Raw genomic sequence first — 16,935 nt, forward strand, 5'->3', positions numbered from 1 at the left:
GACGTGTCGCTCCCGATAGACTCTTTCTCGGGTTCCGGATGGTCATGGAGACTTGACTCGCGAAGCGCGAACTCTAATCTGATTCCATATTTGGGATAGACACTCCCGTAGTTCTCTATAGCCGGCCATGGAAAGCGAGTAGACCCGATCGGGGAGGGCGTGACCCGCAATAAGCGCAGAGTTCCTGACCCGCATTCTGTGATAGATCATTTCACGTCGCCAGTAGGTCGTCTGGCTATGAGTTCCTCCAAGCAGAAACTTCGCGATCACGCGGTCATAGACTCTCGGTTCGAATATCCGCCCGGCACGGAGGGCAAGCTCTTGATCACAGGCGTACTCGAAAGCAACATCGAAACCACCAAGCCGAAGGAAGAGATCCCTCGACATGAAGGTCGCTTGATGGGGAGCGAAACGAGTGCCAAGTTCTAAGGCGCGTTGGGAGTGGGCATGTTGGTCGCTTTCACCCCGAGACTCAAGGCCCTCCGATAGGTATTCAAGCTGCCCGTATGCCCACTCCCATTTGTCGCGGGACCAATCCTCTGCGATCCATGAAAGAACTGATGTGTCCGCAAACGTGTCGGCAGAATTCATGAATACGATGAGATCCCCTGTCGCCAACGATGCACCTTTATTCATAGCATCGAAAATACCGTCGTCAGATTCCGAAACAGTAATGACGTCATATGGGGCCGCGTAGGTCGACAACCACTCTGGCGTTCCGTCCGACGATGCGCCGTCCACGACAACATGTTCGATCGACTCAAAGTCCTGCTCACGAATAGATTCCACTGTGCGATGAAGACCGACGCGGTCATTCATTGTGACAGTAATAATGGTGATTCTTGGACGGGTTTCCATTAGTTCCTCAATTGCGGGGGTGAAATTGAATCAGCATCCTCGAAACGGGCCAGGCCTGGTGGCAGCAATTTCGGCTCTACGCTCCTCGTAAGTATGGCGGATAGTTGCCGCCCCACTTCCTCGGGCGTAAATCGAGTCAACCACTCTGACGCAGCAAGAAAGACGGTTCGGGGGTTCATGACAGCGGCGCGGTGAATTCCAAGTGCGTAGTCGGCTGGCGAGTCCCCGAGGACTAACTGTGCGGTAACTCCCGGAATGCAAGCATCAGCGACGCCAAGGGCCTTGGACGATACGACACTGGGTATGCCGTGGGCCGCTGCTTCAACAAGCACGTTGCCGAAGCCCTCGATTCCCGAGGTTAGTATCGCAACGGAGCCCTGGGGTGCGTGTTGCCACCATTTATCGACTTTTCCGTGGAACGTCGACTTTAGTCCTTCGTCTCTAGCCAAATTCGCGAGTCGTCCCTGGTCTGGTCCAGACCCGAAGAAATGTAGTTCAACTCGAACACCGGCATTCTCGACCAATTTGGCCGCCTCAATCACGAGGTGAAGTCGCTTATTCCCCACTAATCGTGCCGGTGACACGATGTGTATCGCACTCGGTGCACCAACGCCTGTCTCGCTCCGCGGCATTAGCACCGACTCCACGACTGGATTCGGGAGCACCCACAAACGTTCGGGAGAGACCTTGCACGCAGCGATCATCTCTGCCCCAAGCGCATGTGAAACAGCCACGCATACTTCGGCGTGACGATATAGAACGCGAGCCGCCGTCCACTGTACTCTGCTCGACGCTGATAAGGCCTTCAGATTTGCGGAGTGAATCGTATGTTCGCTGACCGCTACCCTGCAGGCCAGCCTCGCGGCCGCTATTACCGCCAAGAGGTTGCAATAGGGCATGACACCGATAACGAAGTCGACCCGATGACGGCGGATATAGGACCTGAGGGCTCTAATGCGGCCTAATGCGCCCCGTCCGCTCAACGACTCCACCCGCACACCGGGAAGTTCGGGCTCCCCTGGAATTCCGTGGGTTAGTAGGAGGGTTACATCATGTCCGAAACCAGCTAGGCTTTCGGCCCATCTGCAGGCCACGATTTCGGCCCCACCGCCCGAGAGATGGGGCACGAGTAAGCATATTCGCACAATTAATCGTCACCTTTCAAAGGTCTGAATTCTAAACTAAGAAAGCGTCAACGAGAACATTGTAGTTAACGCTCGGGCGAAATTCCGGTGAGCTCCATTTGCCGCTGCTGCCATGTGGGACGAATGCGCTCACGAGACAAGACCGCGCCGACAGTTACAATCCGGTCGGCTTGGACACTATCCGACACAACTGCGCCAGGACCGATGTGAGTTCGGTCGCCGATAGTTATTCCGCCTACGACTACTGCGTTCGGTCCCAAGAACACGTCATTGCCTATGACAGGCGCTCGATCTCCGACAGACCCCACAGTCACGCCTGGGTGCAGGCGACAATTGCTACCGACGAGAGCGTCGGCATTGATTGTCACGCCTCCGATGTGTGCAAGTGTCAGTCCAGGCCCAAACACATCCAAGGGAAGAGTCGCCCCGTACCTCATGCACAGGCGCTGATAGCGGACGCGGGCGACCACATATACGAGTGCGAGGATTGGATGGGCGTGCTTCAGCCGTCTAGCAAATTCGGCTTGGCGGAGCCTGCGAATAAACGTAATTTCTGGCCGCGTCCACGAAAACTTAAAACTGTAGTCCCGGATGCCGTACATGGCCATGTCTTGAGAACAAACTCGACGATACTGGGAAACCAGCTGCAATAGGCTCAATTGGGGCGCCCTTGACCTGCATTAAGCATTACGGGGATAAGCTGATCGGCAGACCTACTTGAGACGTACTCTGCACACATCATTCGGTCGCAGTGGGCGGCTTCCAGAATTGCCTTCCCCAAGGCCTCCGGGTCTCTAGAGCCGATCCGCTGCCCCGTAACGCCGGTCCGAATCACGTGATCGGGATCAGATTCCTCAGTGCAAGCCAGAGGTAGCCCGGATGCCCCCGCTTCCGCAATGACTCTGGGCGAGCCCTCATAGTGCGACGTCATTAGCATCACGTCAGATTGCCGCATGATTCTTGCAACCTCCGCGAGCGGCAGCGCACCCAGGAAGTGGGCTCTTTCCCGGACTCCAAGCGACTCCAGTTCGTTTTCCATCGTCAAACGCAAGCTCCCCTCGCCGACAATTCGAAATATGGAGTTTGGATAGACCCTATAGAGGTGAGCAAACGCCCGCGCAGCCAAGACTGGGTCCTTCTGCCCTTCCAAGCGCCCAATGAAACATATGTTTAGTACATCTCCCTGGGTCCAATCATCTATTCGAGGTACGAATATCTCGGGATCAAACCATGTTTCGACCAACTCCACGGACGGAGTGAGGGCGCGAACTCTTGCGCTATCTCCGATGCTGAAGAGAATCACGGCCTGGGCCGATCGCAACGCTAAAGCCTCAAGACGGTGGTACGTTCTGGGCAAGTACTTCCAGACAGAGTCCGAATTTCGCCCCGTGAGCCCCGATGCGTCGTTGTGGAGGAACTGGACGTACGCCCGGCTCCCCAGCGCGCGCACCAAAGCCCCGGTCTCGGCCCTGTGAACATGCAGCATCGTCTTTGGGATCTTCCGCCAATAGCGGATCAGCCCAACAGCCAGCCTTAGGGATTCGGGTATTCGCAGTCCGCCCGCCCTCGTCCGATCGAAGCGAGCGACGGGGAGGAAGGGCGTCGGCTTGCCGGCCAGCAGAACTTCCGTCCAATGGCCCAGGATCAGTTCTTTCGACGCCGTAATCCCAACCAGGCCCAAGGTCCCTTCCGGAGCGTGCTTGACCATGTCGTGAACACAGGTATCTGTACCGCCGGGAGCGAGCCTTTCTGGGTCGATTTGGTCGATCATGACTATTGCGGGTTTCATTCTGTGTCCTTCAATACAGCCATCAGGAATCTGGCATTCCCGAATAGATACCTCCGCCAGAGTCGTCTCGGCTCCGTAGCAAAACGGAAGAGCCATTCGAAGCCACTTCTTTGAACCCACGATGGTGCCTCCGGCGTTGTCCCGGCAAGGAAGTCGAATGCCGCCCCAACCCCCACGCAAGGCATGTTCAATTCGACTGCCAGACGAGCAGTCGCGTAATCCTGCTTCGGCGTCCCCATTCCGACCCATAATATGTTCGCCCCAGATGCAGCAACCTTCCTTGCAGATTCCCAGACGAAATCCTCCGTTATTGGGMCGAATGGAGGAGCGAACGAACCGGCCACTTGAACGTCGGGATAGTCGTCTTCCAGCTTCTGCAAGAGAAGTGCGAGCGTTGAGGGGGTGCTACCCAGAAAATAGTGCCGAACAGGTAAGCCACGGGAAGCGTCTAGAGTGCTCTGAAAAAACGAAGGTCCACGAACACGCTCCGAACGGGCTGGCGCTTTTTCACGCCGGCGCATGACAAAAGCGACAGGTGCACCGTCCGGGAAGTTGACTCCCGGTCCACCCAAGACTTCGTTGTAGCTGTCCGTCGTATGAGCAAGCGCAACACAATAGGCGTTTGCCAACCGGATACTTACGCCCTGTCCCGAAATGGAGGCGTTCAGGCAGTATTCAACCGCTTCCCGAGGGTTTGACACTTGGAAGGGGACACCACCAACGACAATCGGAGGGTAGGGACCGGTACTGCGGAGAATGGTAGCCTCGCTCATGAGTTTGCTCCACCGCAAAGAGTTTTCATTCGTTCAATTCTCGACACTATTCCCCCAGCCCTCACCCTCATCACAAATGTGCTCCTATTTGGAAGCATGCGCTCTGGTCAACCTCTACTAATCTTCATTGTCGTGGTCGCAGTCACATGTTGGCCGCAGTTCGCATGCCCAAGTGCATCCCTCCCGAGAAACGGCCGGAAAGGCGACGTAGCCAAAGGGTATCGAAGTCTGCCCCGACGAGATTTGATTCCCCGGCCATGACTGGGCCTAGACCCACAACGATATCGGTCTTTTGCGTCGCAGACGATCGGATACTTTCGCCACAATGGCCCCGACCCTACCGACACGGCGCTGTTTCATCCAACTTTCAATGTCACTTGTGTCAGCTTCTGACCTGGCCATACGGATCCATTCCGCAGACAGAAAACGGTCAAGGGGTATGCATGGAATATTGCCTAAGACTGGTCGGTGCTCTCTAACGAATCGAAGTGCATCCTCGTCCTTCCGGGGATCGGAAGACGTCGTCACCCTTACGCCGGTCGACTCATGATATCGCCCCCAGGGCTCGTCGATCATGAGATGATCATGACGCATGTGATAGGTCAGCCAGAGATGATACTCCGCAGAAAAATATCCCGGGTCCTTTTCCAGCCATTCCTCGACAACCGTGCGTCGAACTGCTCCGACCATGTCAACCGGGGAGCTACGCCCGAGCGCGTAAGTGGCGGGTGTAACTACTGATATCCCGTCAGTGACGCGGACTCTGAGTCCGTCCGGAAACAAATACAAACCTGACACGCCACCGACAGTAGGCATCCCATCCAGGAGCTCAGCAGCTCGATGGAGCGCCCACGGGAAGAGTTCGTTGTCGCTATCTAAAAAGAAGGCGATGTCCGCGCGCATTACCTTTAGTGCCTCTAGTCTGGCACCAGAAGGGCCCGAATTCCTCGGTGTCCTTAAGTAAATGAAACGATCATCGTATTCATCCACGATGGGTGCTATGGCCACCGCGGAATCATCATCCACCACAAGGCACTCAAAGTCACCCATCGTTTGTGAGCTTAACGAATCCAGCGCTCGGCGGAGCTCCCAATCACGGTCAAATACAGGCACAATCACAGACAGTTTCGGATTCAAGGCAACTGATTTCCTCTCTAGCTTATTCAATGAACTGCAAGTGGCACAGAAGACACCTCATTTAGTTTCAGCGGCCAATCAGGTAATTTGCTCGGAGCTTCACGACAGGTCGCCCGACGAAGAGGATGGTCGGCCTGACTATGCTCGTTCTGATACGTCAGACACCGGAAACCTCGAAGGAGGTCGCTCGTCTAGGGGTGTTGCGCCCTTATCAGCCGTCTCACCAGCGTTTTCTCGGCCAGTTAATCGACGATCTCTGGCTGACGGGTAGAGGCGACGGTATGGCGCGACTTCCGAGTTGCTGCCGCTTCCAGCTGGTTGATAGCTGTACTCATACGAATCGGGACCTTTCGTGGRCAGCCTGTTGAGCACGACACCCAAGACCGTGGCTTTCACAAGATCCAAAGCCCGAAGCGATTTCTCGAGGTCATGCTGCTTGACCGTTTGCACCCCAACGACAACGACGACCCCACCCACGCTCTGCGCCAGTACGGCGGCGTCCGTCACCGGTAGCAGTGGAGGAGCATCAATGATTACAGCATCAAAGGCAAGCTCCAACCTCTCCAGGAGGTCCTTCATTGCAGCGGATCCGAGCAGCTCACTCGGATTCGGTGGGATCTGCCCAGAAGTGAGGACGAAGAGCTGATCGTCGCCCCAAGACTGCAACAATTGGTTCACATCAGCATTGCCTATTAGGGCTGTGGTTAGGCCCGCATTTCTGTCAAGGCCAAGATACTCACTCACCATAGGACGACGGAGGTCGGCGTCAATTAAGCAAACAGTTTGGCCGGCCTGACCCATTGCGATCGCGAGGTTAACCGCAGTAGTCGTCTTTCCCTCACCTGGCAAGGACGACGTCACTAGTACAGTCCTGGCATGCCCGGACACATTCGTGAATTGGAGGTTTGTCCTTAGCTGCCGAAAAGATTCAGCCCGTGGCCCCTGGGGAGCAGCTTGGGTCAGCAAAGGCTTCTTCACGGCGCTCTGATCGAAGGAGATACCTCCAAGTCGCGGCGCGTCTGTGATACGGCGTAAGTCCTCTTCACCCCTAATGCGGCTATCCAAAGTTGACCTGAGGAGGGCTGCGCCGAGGCCAGCAGCAAGGCCAATTAACAGCCCAGTCAATAAATTGAGCCGCGTATTCGGAGCCGACGGAAGAGCAGGAGCTATGGCAGGTTTCGTTATTGAGAGGCTAACGGGTGAGGAACCGCCGTTCTTTGGCTTCTCCAGCGAATCAATTGTCGCGATCAGGCTGCTCGCCACGGCCTGGGCCGTGGCAGCGGCCTGCACTGGGGAGCTGTCGCTAACCGAAATGCTAATAAGGACTGTGTTCAGGTCTGAACTGGCTGTGACACGGCGGGCCAGCGCTTCCGCAGAGATTTCTAGACCCAGTGAGTCAATGGCTGGCTGGAGTACCAAAGGAGAACTGACGGTCTTGACGTAAGACTGAACACGGGCTTGGCTGAAAGAGTTCCCTTGCTGGAGCTCTTGAACTGTCCCCGAGTTTGAAATAGCCACGAAGAGCTGCGTATCCGCCGTGTACGTTGGCTTCGTCAATACGGAGACTGTTCCGCCAAGCAGGAGCCCAATCAATGCGGCAGCAAGTATGACTATCCAATTGCGTCGCAGAACACGCAAGTAGTCCAGTAGGTTCACACCGGTCCCCCCTAATAGCGTCACTGAGGCACTCCATAGCATGCCCGCCCCAGAACGATAATATTCGTGCGGCGGTCCCATCCTACCCGGCGGACTTACCTGGTAGACCCCATGCAGGCTCCGTTCTTCCGCAAACATGCCATAATCGATCAAGCGATGCTCATGTTGCGGAGGAGTCCGACTCAAGCGCCGTCACTCAGTTTTCCTGATCAGCCACGTAACCTTCAGCCAGCACCGGTATTCAAGAAGGGGCTCGATGATACTTGACTCCCGAGACCGGTTCAGGAGAGATAAAAGATGGCGGATAACCAGGTCCTAAGTACGGCTTTGAACTGGCAGCCACGTGACCCGCAGGCGAGATTCCGACGGTTCGACGAAACCCGCGAGACGTCAGCCGGCCTCAGGTCGATGGTGTGGGTTCTGATCCTGACGGGGACCGCCGTACCCGCTTACAACAACGGGGTATTGGTCCTGCTCCACTTGATTTTAATTGGGATCCTTCCGGTGTTGGCCGGATTGGTCATCAAGGACGTCTCTTTGATAGTTCTTTGGTGTTGCGCCGTCACTTGGAGCGGAGCCCAGCTGGTCAGTGACATGGTTCATCACCTTCCTGTCTTCTCCGGCCCCATGGCCGCGGGACCGTCCATTGCCCTTATGGTCACTGGCCTTGTCTGGGCACGTAAAGTAGCACTGCTGAGTTTTCCTGCCATAGTCTCCGCTGTTGGCCTGGGTTGGCTGTTCTTGGAATTGTTAGTCAGGGAAGCCCTTTCGAGTGACAACCCATGGAAGTACGGTCTCGCTACGCCGGTGGCGGTCACAGTTCTCTCGATCGCATATTGGATGCATGCTTCCAAACGCAGCCTTCAGGTCCTCCTAGTTCTCCTCGCGGCAACATCCCTACTCTTCGACAGCCGTTTCCAGACAGGTCTATTCCTTATCTGCGCCGCAACTCTTACTTTTGTGAGCTACAACGAGGGTAAGTCGCGACGGACTGGTAAGCGCAGCGTCGTCCTGGTTCTCGCTATACTGAGCGTCGTTACGTCGGTGTTCTTCCTGTATCCTGCAGTCGCTTTGAGTGGTGCGCTGGGCGAACGGGCCCACCAGCAACAAGTGACCTACGACGTGGACGGCAGTAATTTCTTGCTGGCGACTAGACTTGAGCTTCCGCATACCTTCTACCTCGCTATGCAAAACCCTTTACTAGGCATAGGGTCACACGGCCAAGCTGCAACCGATGACGCCGTCGCCGCTCTAGAATTTGTCGACAAGAATGTCGCACCACTGACGCCCAACTCGACCGCCTATCTCCTCGGCAACGCTGACGGCTACCGAGGTTACAATGCGCATACGGCCATCATGGGCAGCTTTCTATTTGCAGGCTTCCTAGCAATACCATTTTGGCTTCTGGTGATGACCACTATCATCAAAGGTCTTCGCAGACTCGCCAAGCCCAATCCAGTCGTCCCTGCCGTGGTTCTGTATATGGCGGGCCTGACCCTATGGGACACGTTCTTTTCTCCGCTGACTACACGCACACATATTGGAATAGCATTGACGCTTTTCGTCGCGGGAGTTTCGTGGACGACACCAATCACTACGAGAACCACACCCACCAAGAGCTCTCTGAATCAGCAGGGGAAGGACCTACAATCCGTATGGTCCCAGAAGCATCGACCGGCGACCCGCACACCCGCGTGAATAATGAGCGGTAGGACTCGTCCCTTGCCCGCCGCGATCCTAGACTCCAGGAGAGACTCTGTGGCGCAGTCACCACTAGCACTAACTCCCACTTAAGTTGGGAATGTCTTGTGGTGGGTGAAGGAAGGAAGTACCTCCGGCGTCGATTTGGGTGACTTTGATCACTTCGATCTCCAGATGTCGTAGTCGCGCAACGTAAGTCCTAACTGCCGGCGAAAGTGCGTCTACTGCTTGTCCGACCCTTTTTGCCCAGGACTTGAGCTCGCAGCGAAGCGTCTCGCTTTTCGCCAACCATAGTGAATCAGTGGGCCGACCGGTAGCGGGCCGCCGGCGAAGGGGTGCGGATGGCCTGCTGACCGGTCCATCGACCTCGGGCGGGTTGAACTCCGATGAGAACCAAAATGCGTTTCAATGGAGGTCCGCCCCACGCGCAGCTACTTACCAGGACTGGATCTAGCAGTGCAGTCACCATCGTCCTCAAAGGCAGCAAGGCCAGCAAAGCCAAGATAAGATCCACGGGTTGAGTGGACCATTGGGAGCAGCAATTGGCGCGCCACTTGCGTCTGGGCCCTACGAAGTCGCCGATGATCAGGGCGCGAAGAACCAGTACCAGGCGACTATACAAGCGCCAAGTTGGTTGTCTTTCTGCAGATGATCCGAACCTCACAGAACATGCCTGATAGACCTCGCTCGGGCACGCGACACGAAGTCAGTTTGACCCAAAGCGGCCGACTATACTTGCATCATCGTTATTCCGGCATACTCGCGCCGCAACTAGTCCGCGCGATCCTTTACTTCGCATCCTTGGGGGCACTATGACTAAGCGCGCACTGATTACTGGCATCACTGGGCAAGACGGCTCCTACCTAGCGGAACTCCTCTTAGGAAAGGGCTATGAAGTTCACGGCCTAATCCGTCGTGCCTCCACCTTCAACACTGCTCGTGTTGATCATCTGTATGTTGATCCTCACGATCCGAAGGCCAAATTGTTCCTTCACTATGGCGATCTCAGTGATGGGGCGCGCCTGGTTACCCTCCTTGCGGATATCAAGCCGGATGAGGTCTACAACTTGGCGGCCCAGTCTCACGTTCGCGTATCATTCGACGAACCCGAGCACACTGCCGACACCACCGGAGTGGGCACCATCCGGTTGCTCGAAGCGGTCCGCATGTCAGGCATCGAAACCAAGTTCTACCAGGCGTCGTCCTCCGAAATGTTCGGCGCTACACCGCCGCCGCAGAACGAAGACACCCCGTTCTATCCTCGCTCTCCCTATGGCGCTGCGAAGGTGTACAGCTACTGGATCACCAAAAACTACCGTGAAGCGTATGGAATGTACGCAGTGAACGGAATCCTGTTCAATCACGAGTCGCCCCGTCGCGGCGAGACCTTTGTCACGCGCAAGATCACCCGTGCCGTAGCCGCGATCAAGGCCGGCAAGCAAGATCTGCTCTACATGGGAAACCTCGACGCCGTTCGCGACTGGGGGTATGCCGCCGAGTACGTCGAAGGCATGTGGCGCATGCTGCAGGCTGATGAGCCCGACGATTTTGTCCTGGCCACCGGCGGCAATTACACCGTTCGTGACTTTCTCCAGATCTCGTTCGAGCATGCCGGTCTCAACTGGGAGAACCATGTGCGCTTTGATGAGCGTTACCTGCGCCCAACTGAAGTTGATGCCCTGGTGGGAGACGCCTCAAAGGCTCAGGAGAAACTTGGCTGGAAGGCCTCGGTTCACACCCCGGAGTTGGCGCGCATCATGGTCGATGCCGACATCGAAGCGCTGAAGCACGCGGGGAATCACTGGATCGACACCGTTGAGCTCGACAGTTGGAAGAACTGATGACCACAGAGTCCAATTTCGTCCCAGGCCAACTGGACCGGGCGTCAACTTTCTATGTGGCCGGACATCGTGGACTTGTTGGATCAGCGATCTGGCGAAAGCTTGAAGCTGAGGGCTTCACGAACCTCATCGGCCGCTCGTCCACGGAACTCGATTTGAAGGACCGAGAGTCAGTATTCCGGTTCTTTGCAGAGACAAGGCCTCGCTATGTGATCCTGGCGGCAGCCAAAGTTGGAGGTATTCTGGCCAACAACACTTACCCAGTGGACTTTCTCAGCGAGAACCTCCGCATCCAGGTGAATGTTCTCGACGCTGCCGTGGAATACGGGGTCGAACGCCTCCTGTTCCTAGGGTCCTCATGCATCTACCCCAAATTCGCGGAACAGCCCATTCGGGAAGACTCACTCCTTACCGGACACCTGGAACCGACTAACGACGCTTATGCCATTGCCAAGATTGCCGGAATCATGCAGATCCAGGCTGTCCGCCGTCAGCATGGCCTGCCGTGGATCTCGGCAATGCCTACGAACCTCTACGGGCCAGGAGACAACTTCTCCCCCGATGGTTCACACGTCCTTCCCGCCCTCATCCGCCGCTACGACGAAGCGGCGCAATCTGGGGTAGAAAGTGTCACGAACTGGGGATCCGGATCACCGAGGCGTGAATTCCTTCACGTAGACGACATGGCAGCCGCATGTCTGCACCTGATGGAGAACTATGACGGCCCCTCGCAGGTCAACGTCGGAACGGGATCTGACGTCACCATCAAGGAACTGGCATCACTAGTGGCTGAAGCGGTCGGCTATCAGGGCGACATGCAGTGGGACACATCCAAGCCCGACGGGACGCCGCGCAAGCTCCTCGACGTTTCAAAGCTGACGGAAGCCGGCTGGTCAGCGTCGATCGGCCTCGAACAAGGAATTCGCTCAACGGTCGACTGGTATCGAAGGAACCTAGCATCCATTCGGCGATAGCCGATGCCGTCCGTCGCCGCCTAACCGCGGCAATCTAGTTTTGAAGTGGGGGATTACTGATGCCTGCGGGCAGTGACTGGCGTGCACGATCGTCCCGTCTGTTGGGGGTGGTTGATGCCTTTGTCGTGGTTTGGGCCGTGGTAGGGGCCTTCATCATCCGATTCGGCATTGATCCAGACTTCGTCGTCGCCGGCCAGGAGTTTGCTTATGCGTGGCTCTCCGTAGCTTTGGCCATAGTTTGGTGGATGATGCTCGGGGCATGGAATAGCCGGCAGACGCGAGTTCTCGGTGCTGGGCCTGACGAGTACAAGCGGGTCGCCGCCGCTTCCCTGTGGCTATTTGGTCTAATTGCCATCGTCTCCTACGTCCTCCGTGTTGACACTGCGCGAGGCTACGTTGGAGTTGCACTTCCGGTTGGTCTCCTTGGGCTACTTCTTGGCCGCTGGCTCATTAGACAGCACCTTAATATCAACCGTCAGCGAGGTCACAGCATGTCGCGCCTGCTCATCCTTGGTGGTCCCAGTGCTGTTGCGCATCTTGCGGCGTCACTTGAACGGGCGAGGCACGCCGGCTATCTACCCGTCGCGGCATATACACCAGGAACCCACGCAGAACCGGGCATCGAGCCGGAGTCCGGGTTGCCAGTCCTGGGATACAAGTCTGACGCACGTTCGATTATCGAGGCAATCGATGTCTGCGGCGCAGACGCCGTCGCGGTCTCCGCTGGCGTTCAACTCCATCCACAAACGCTGCGGCACCTTGGCTGGGAGCTGGCGTCCCGCAATATCGGGTTGATCATGGCCCCAGCGCTAACAGACATTGCGGGGCCGCGGATTCACACTCAACAAGTTGCAGGGCTTCCTCTGATCCATGTAACGACGCCTACCCTGGATGGTGGTCAGGGCGTTGCCAAGCGGCTGTTTGACGTCCTCGTGTCTGCCCTACTGATCATAGTTTCGTCACCCGTCATGGTTATCGTGGCCATGCTCGTGAAGATGGAGAGCCACGGTCCCGCGCTCTTCAAGCAAGAGCGCGTGGGGATGGAAGGCCAACATTTTGAAATGCTGAAATTCCGATCCATGGTGGTTGACGCGGAGCAGCAACTGACGGACCTTGCGCACCACAGCGACGGGAACGGGCTCCTCTTCAAGATGAAGAATGATCCACGGGTCACGCGGGTTGGGAAATTCATCCGCAAATTCAGCTTGGATGAGTTGCCTCAGCTGTTCAATATCTTCACTGGATCTATGAGCCTGGTAGGACCGCGGCCGCCATTGCCGTCGGAAGTTGCGGCTTACGAGCACGACGTTCGTCGCCGGCTCCTGGTTAAACCGGGCCTCACAGGGTTGTGGCAGGTCAGCGGGCGCTCGAATCTATCCTGGCAGGACTCAGTCCGGCTTGACTTGTACTACGTGGAAAACTGGTCTCTGGCTGGGGATCTCATCATCTTACTGAAGACTTTTCGCGCCGTCTTTCGTGGCGCAGGCGCCTACTAAATGGACCAATTGACAAACGCCCTTCACAGTCAAGGAACAAACAATGCGAATATCCGTAGTCGGCTGTTGTTGCCCAGGTGCGGCTCATGCGGTCAGCTTGACCGAGCTTGGAGCCACACGGGCCGGAGCGTCCGCAATCGATGACTGAAACTCCGCAGACCCCAGAAAGTGGTCACTCCAGCCTTCCGAGGCCTGTTAGCGGGCGCAATCCGAGGCGACTCACCCGCCGGCGCCATTTTCTCGTTGTCTCCCTGTGTCTTGCCGTCACGGCGTTTTGCGCAGTGGCAGCCGCAGCATGGCTGGGCTCCAGGGCGGCGATCATCAAGTCCGAGCTGGAAGCCACAGCCCAACTCGTACCAGTTCTGAAAGACGATATTGCTGGAGGCAAGCCACAAGAGGCTGGCGCAACGGCCACCCAGCTTCGCGCCCACACAGCAGCAGCCCGCGACGCGGCCGGAGATCCGCTATGGTCCCTAGCCTCCGCGGTTCCATGGCTGGGTCCGAATTTTGCCGCCATCACAGAAGTGGCACGATCAGCTGACGATGTGGCCACACTGGGCGTAGTCCCGCTGGTGAAGGTTTTTGATTCCCTCGACTGGAACCGACTGCTGCCCAGCACAGCGGGGACGAACTTGGAACCCCTGCGAACGGCTTCCCCTAGCGTTTCGTCCGCTGCCCACGCTGTGCGGGCCTCTGCCGAGCGGCTGGACAGAATCGATGCGAGGGGTCTGTGGCCCCAGGTGGCTGAACCATTGACCCGAGCCCGGGAGCAACTTCAAACAGTGACTGGCGCACTGGATGCATCCGCGGATGCGGCCCAAATCGCCCCGGGAATGTTGGGGGCTGATCGGGAGCGGAACTACCTACTCATGATCCAGAACAACTCCGAAGCTCGAGCTTCGGGCGGCATTCCCGGAGCGTTGGCAATACTGACGCTGGACGAAGGGAAGCTGACACTGGGTGCACAAAGTAGCGCTGGAGATGTTGGCACTATGTCGCCGGTGTTGCCCGTGGACGGGGAACAGCAACTGATCTACTCCGAACGACTCGGCGAGTACATGCAAGACGTCAACCTGACCCCTGACTTCCCCACCGCGGCGGCCACCGCGCAGGCCATGTGGGAGCGAAAGACCGGGCAGCACGTGGATGGTGTCCTCTCCTTGGACCCCGTGGCGCTGGGCTATATCCTCGACGCGACTGGGCCGGTTAAGATCACCAGCCCGGAGCTGCTGGCGCTGGCTAAGGACGCAATGCCAACGGAGCTGAACGGCAAAAACGTGGTCCCAACCCTGCTGTCCGATGTCTATGCAAAGATTGCGTCGCCAACAGTGCAGGACGTCTATTTTGCGGGCGTCGCTAAGGAAATTTTTGGGGCCCTCTCCAGCGGAAAGGGTGAAGCCAAGGACTTGATCAAAGGCGTCACCCGCGGAGCGGCGGAAGGCCGGGTCCTCGTGTGGTCCGGCACGGCCAATGAGCAAGCCATCATCGAGACCTATCCGCTCAGCGGATCAATCGCCGGCAAGAGCGTCGCCCCTGCACAGTTCGGCGTGTACTTCAACGACGGCACCGGGGCCAAAATGGACTATTACGTCAAGCGGTCCGTTCAGCTCGTGAAGGAATGCACTGGCGACGACTACGGGCAAGTCAAGGTGCGCATCACCAGCACCAACACGGCCCCTGCCGACGCTGCGATGTCGCTGCCGGCCTACGTCACTGCCGCCGGTGTCTTCGGCGTGCCGGCCGGAACAGTCCAGACCAACGTGATTGCCTATGGTCCGGTCCAAGCCAATGTGGAAACAGCCACCGTGGACGGAAAAAAGACGGATTTCGCTGCTCACCGCCACGCTAACAGACCTGTCGGAATAGTCACTGTTGCCTTGGCACCAGGCCAGAGCAGCACGGTAGAACTGACCTTCGGCAAGATCGTCCAGCATGCGGAACCCAACATGGTTGTCACACCCACTGTTCAAGCTGTCAAAGACGTAGTCATAGCCACGAAAGCGGCCGAATGCGTTCCCGGCAAGTAGAGCCCACATTAACAGTATGTAAAGCAACTTGATTCACTTTGGACACACGCGTTTTAGATGCTATCGTCTGCAAGGGCTTATCAAATGAGATTTCAATCCGCGGCCACTCGGGGGACCGGAAATCTCCACATCGCGTGACACACGAATTTACGGTCTCAGGGGGACACATGAAAAAAACACTTGCAGCAATCACACTTGCGGGCTCTATCGCACTCATCGGCGCATTTCCGGCAGTCGCAGCGGATAAGTACCCGGCACCGCCCGCAAATGCCGCCGTTTCTGACGGCGTAGTTGGCCCGGGATCGGAATTCGTCTTCCGCGGCAAGGGCTTTAAAGCCGGCGAAGGCCTCATCATCAAGGTCACGCCCGGGACCAAGCCTGCATCGACGGGCGCCAGCGTCAACGGCCGCGGCATGAGCGTTACCGGCAAGATCACGCTGCCGCAGGCCCCGAAGCAGCTCTCCGCCAAAGCAGATGCCAGCGGCTCCTTCGCCCTCCCGCTCAGCATCAGCGAGCCGGGCGTCTACACGATCACCGCGACCGGCTTGGAGTCTGGCGTCACCGCCACCTCGAGCATTACCGTGGAAGGCGCCGCAGTAGCGGCCGCCTCCACGACCACCTCCACTTCGACGAGCGGGCTGGCCAACACCGGCGCTGATTCCAACCTCATGATCTGGTCCTTGGTTGGCGCAGGCGCCCTGGCAGCCGGCGTGACCTCTGTTGTGGTGGTTCGCCGCCGCGCCAAGGCAGAAGTTGCAGTCTAGGCTCCAAGCCAACACGCACTAAAGATGGTGGTGGGGTTCACCGGGAAACCGATGAACCCCACCACCACTCGCGTTAACACGTCATAGGGCTTCTCATGGCCCGTTGTGGTATTTACTAGAGCCATGGGGACACCTGAATTTATGGGGAGACATTGGCGCACAAGAAGAAGACGAGGGCAGCCGCACTTTTCCATACCGCTGCCACCGCGTCAGGCACTCCCCTACATCCTTTTAGCACTCCTGGCGGCAGCCGCCTTGGGAACGGCCGCTTTGGCCGTCCTGAAGACCTCCTAGGGTGCGCTTGAGGACGCTGCTGCGCCCCCGGCTCTGGCAAGGAGTCCTGGGCGGCGCATTTATCCTGCTGGCACTTATCGGGTTTTGGCCCAGCCCCGTGGACCGGCCCGTCCAGGGCGAAATTGCCGGGGCCCTGCTTTTGCTCCATGCGTATGGAATTCCTGGCTGGGTCAACTACGCGTTCGTGGAGGCCTCTGCAAACGTGGTGCTTTTCGTCCCTGTGGGTATCGCGGCCAATTTTGCATTTCCGGACAGGAAATGGTGGCAGAACGCGGCCCTGGGGCTACTGGTTTCCGCGTGTATGGAACTCGGCCAGTTGTTGTTCCTCAGCAGCCGCTTCGCAAGCCCGCTGGACGTTATTACCAACACTGCCGGATGCGCGGCAGGCACATTGATGGCAGCTGCCGCGGTCAAAGCCTTAAGAAACCAACAGGCCCAGCGCCTGTCAGCGCCGGGCCTGCCGAAGTCTCGCGTTTAGGC

The 16,935-nt window shown here is 57.4% G+C and carries 14 protein-coding genes; 7 read left to right on the forward strand and 7 right to left on the reverse strand.

All coding sequences use genetic code 11. The annotated features are described in order from the left end of the window. Positions 1–42 precede the first annotated feature (42 nt). The 7 genes from AC1D2F_RS03975 to AC1D2F_RS04005 all read right to left on the reverse strand — a co-directional run bounded on the left by AC1D2F_RS03975 (position 43) and on the right by AC1D2F_RS04005 (position 7,358). A complete protein-coding gene (locus AC1D2F_RS03975; protein WP_476966227.1) occupies positions 43–858 on the reverse strand; it encodes a glycosyltransferase family 2 protein in 816 nt (271 codons plus the stop codon). Then, positions 858–2,003: a glycosyltransferase gene (locus tag AC1D2F_RS03980; protein ID WP_476966228.1), complete on the reverse strand. Its 1,146-nt coding sequence runs from the start codon at positions 2,001–2,003 to the stop codon at positions 858–860. The genes AC1D2F_RS03975 and AC1D2F_RS03980 overlap by 1 nt, the downstream gene beginning before the upstream one ends. Positions 2,004–2,068: 65 nt before the next feature. Beyond that, positions 2,069–2,611: a DapH/DapD/GlmU-related protein gene (locus AC1D2F_RS03985; RefSeq protein ID WP_476966229.1), complete on the reverse strand. Its 543-nt coding sequence runs from the start codon at positions 2,609–2,611 to the stop codon at positions 2,069–2,071. A 47-nt stretch (positions 2,612–2,658) separates the two neighbouring features. After that, on the reverse strand, positions 2,659–3,792 hold the full coding sequence (locus AC1D2F_RS03990; protein WP_476966230.1) for a glycosyltransferase: 1,134 nt from the start codon (positions 3,790–3,792) through the stop codon (positions 2,659–2,661). Then, complete coding sequence (locus tag AC1D2F_RS03995) at positions 3,789–4,565, reverse strand: WecB/TagA/CpsF family glycosyltransferase (protein WP_476966231.1); 777 nt, start codon at positions 4,563–4,565, stop codon at positions 3,789–3,791. Before AC1D2F_RS03995 ends, AC1D2F_RS03990 begins: the two co-directional genes overlap by 4 nt. Before the next feature lie 267 nt (positions 4,566–4,832). Further along, complete coding sequence (locus AC1D2F_RS04000) at positions 4,833–5,684, reverse strand: glycosyltransferase family A protein (RefSeq protein WP_476966281.1); 852 nt, start codon at positions 5,682–5,684, stop codon at positions 4,833–4,835. 156 nt (positions 5,685–5,840) lie between these two features. After that, entirely contained in the window at positions 5,841–7,358 is a 1,518-nt protein-coding gene (locus AC1D2F_RS04005) for a tyrosine-protein kinase domain-containing protein (protein ID WP_476966232.1), read from the reverse strand. A gap of 297 nt (positions 7,359–7,655) precedes the next feature. On the opposite strand from AC1D2F_RS04005, the gene AC1D2F_RS04010 reads away from it, so the two are divergent. From AC1D2F_RS04010 to AC1D2F_RS04040, 7 genes are all read left to right on the forward strand, one after another. After that, complete coding sequence (locus tag AC1D2F_RS04010; RefSeq protein ID WP_476966233.1) at positions 7,656–9,056, forward strand: hypothetical protein; 1,401 nt, start codon at positions 7,656–7,658, stop codon at positions 9,054–9,056. Between the two features lie 815 nt (positions 9,057–9,871). Then, positions 9,872–10,900, forward strand: coding sequence for a GDP-mannose 4,6-dehydratase (gene gmd / locus AC1D2F_RS04015; RefSeq protein WP_476966234.1), 1,029 nt, complete (start codon positions 9,872–9,874; stop codon positions 10,898–10,900). Then, positions 10,900–11,874: a GDP-L-fucose synthase family protein gene (locus AC1D2F_RS04020; RefSeq protein ID WP_476966235.1), complete on the forward strand. Its 975-nt coding sequence runs from the start codon at positions 10,900–10,902 to the stop codon at positions 11,872–11,874. The genes gmd and AC1D2F_RS04020 overlap by 1 nt, the downstream gene beginning before the upstream one ends. A 107-nt stretch (positions 11,875–11,981) precedes the next feature. Further along, a complete protein-coding gene (locus AC1D2F_RS04025) occupies positions 11,982–13,370 on the forward strand; it encodes a sugar transferase (RefSeq protein WP_476966236.1) in 1,389 nt (462 codons plus the stop codon). Positions 13,371–14,203: 833 nt separating this feature from the next. Beyond that, positions 14,204–15,397: a DUF4012 domain-containing protein gene (locus AC1D2F_RS04030; protein ID WP_476966282.1), complete on the forward strand. Its 1,194-nt coding sequence runs from the start codon at positions 14,204–14,206 to the stop codon at positions 15,395–15,397. Positions 15,398–15,564: 167 nt separating this feature from the next. Then, entirely contained in the window at positions 15,565–16,161 is a 597-nt protein-coding gene (locus tag AC1D2F_RS04035; protein WP_476966237.1) for an LPXTG cell wall anchor domain-containing protein, read from the forward strand. Positions 16,162–16,456: 295 nt separating this feature from the next. After that, positions 16,457–16,933 (forward strand): VanZ family protein, encoded by a 477-nt coding sequence (locus tag AC1D2F_RS04040; protein ID WP_476966238.1) that lies wholly within the window; start codon positions 16,457–16,459, stop codon positions 16,931–16,933. Positions 16,934–16,935: the final 2 nt, after the last annotated feature.

It is taken from the genome of Arthrobacter sp. P1_B3 (genome assembly GCF_056406615.1).

Coding starts and splice junctions, on each gene's coding strand:
- AC1D2F_RS04010 (WP_476966233.1), top strand. CDS start 7,656: ATGGCGGATAACCAGGTCCTAAGTACGGCTTTGAACTGGCAGCCACGT.
- AC1D2F_RS03990 (WP_476966230.1), bottom strand. CDS start 3,792: ATGAAACCCGCAATAGTCATGATCGACCAAATCGACCCAGAAAGGCTC.
- AC1D2F_RS03985 (WP_476966229.1), bottom strand. CDS start 2,611: ATGGCCATGTACGGCATCCGGGACTACAGTTTTAAGTTTTCGTGGACG.
- AC1D2F_RS03975 (WP_476966227.1), bottom strand. CDS start 858: ATGGAAACCCGTCCAAGAATCACCATTATTACTGTCACAATGAATGAC.
- gmd (WP_476966234.1), top strand. CDS start 9,872: ATGACTAAGCGCGCACTGATTACTGGCATCACTGGGCAAGACGGCTCC.
- AC1D2F_RS04035 (WP_476966237.1), top strand. CDS start 15,565: ATGAAAAAAACACTTGCAGCAATCACACTTGCGGGCTCTATCGCACTC.
- AC1D2F_RS04020 (WP_476966235.1), top strand. CDS start 10,900: ATGACCACAGAGTCCAATTTCGTCCCAGGCCAACTGGACCGGGCGTCA.
- AC1D2F_RS04030 (WP_476966282.1), top strand. CDS start 14,204: ATGTTGGGGGCTGATCGGGAGCGGAACTACCTACTCATGATCCAGAAC.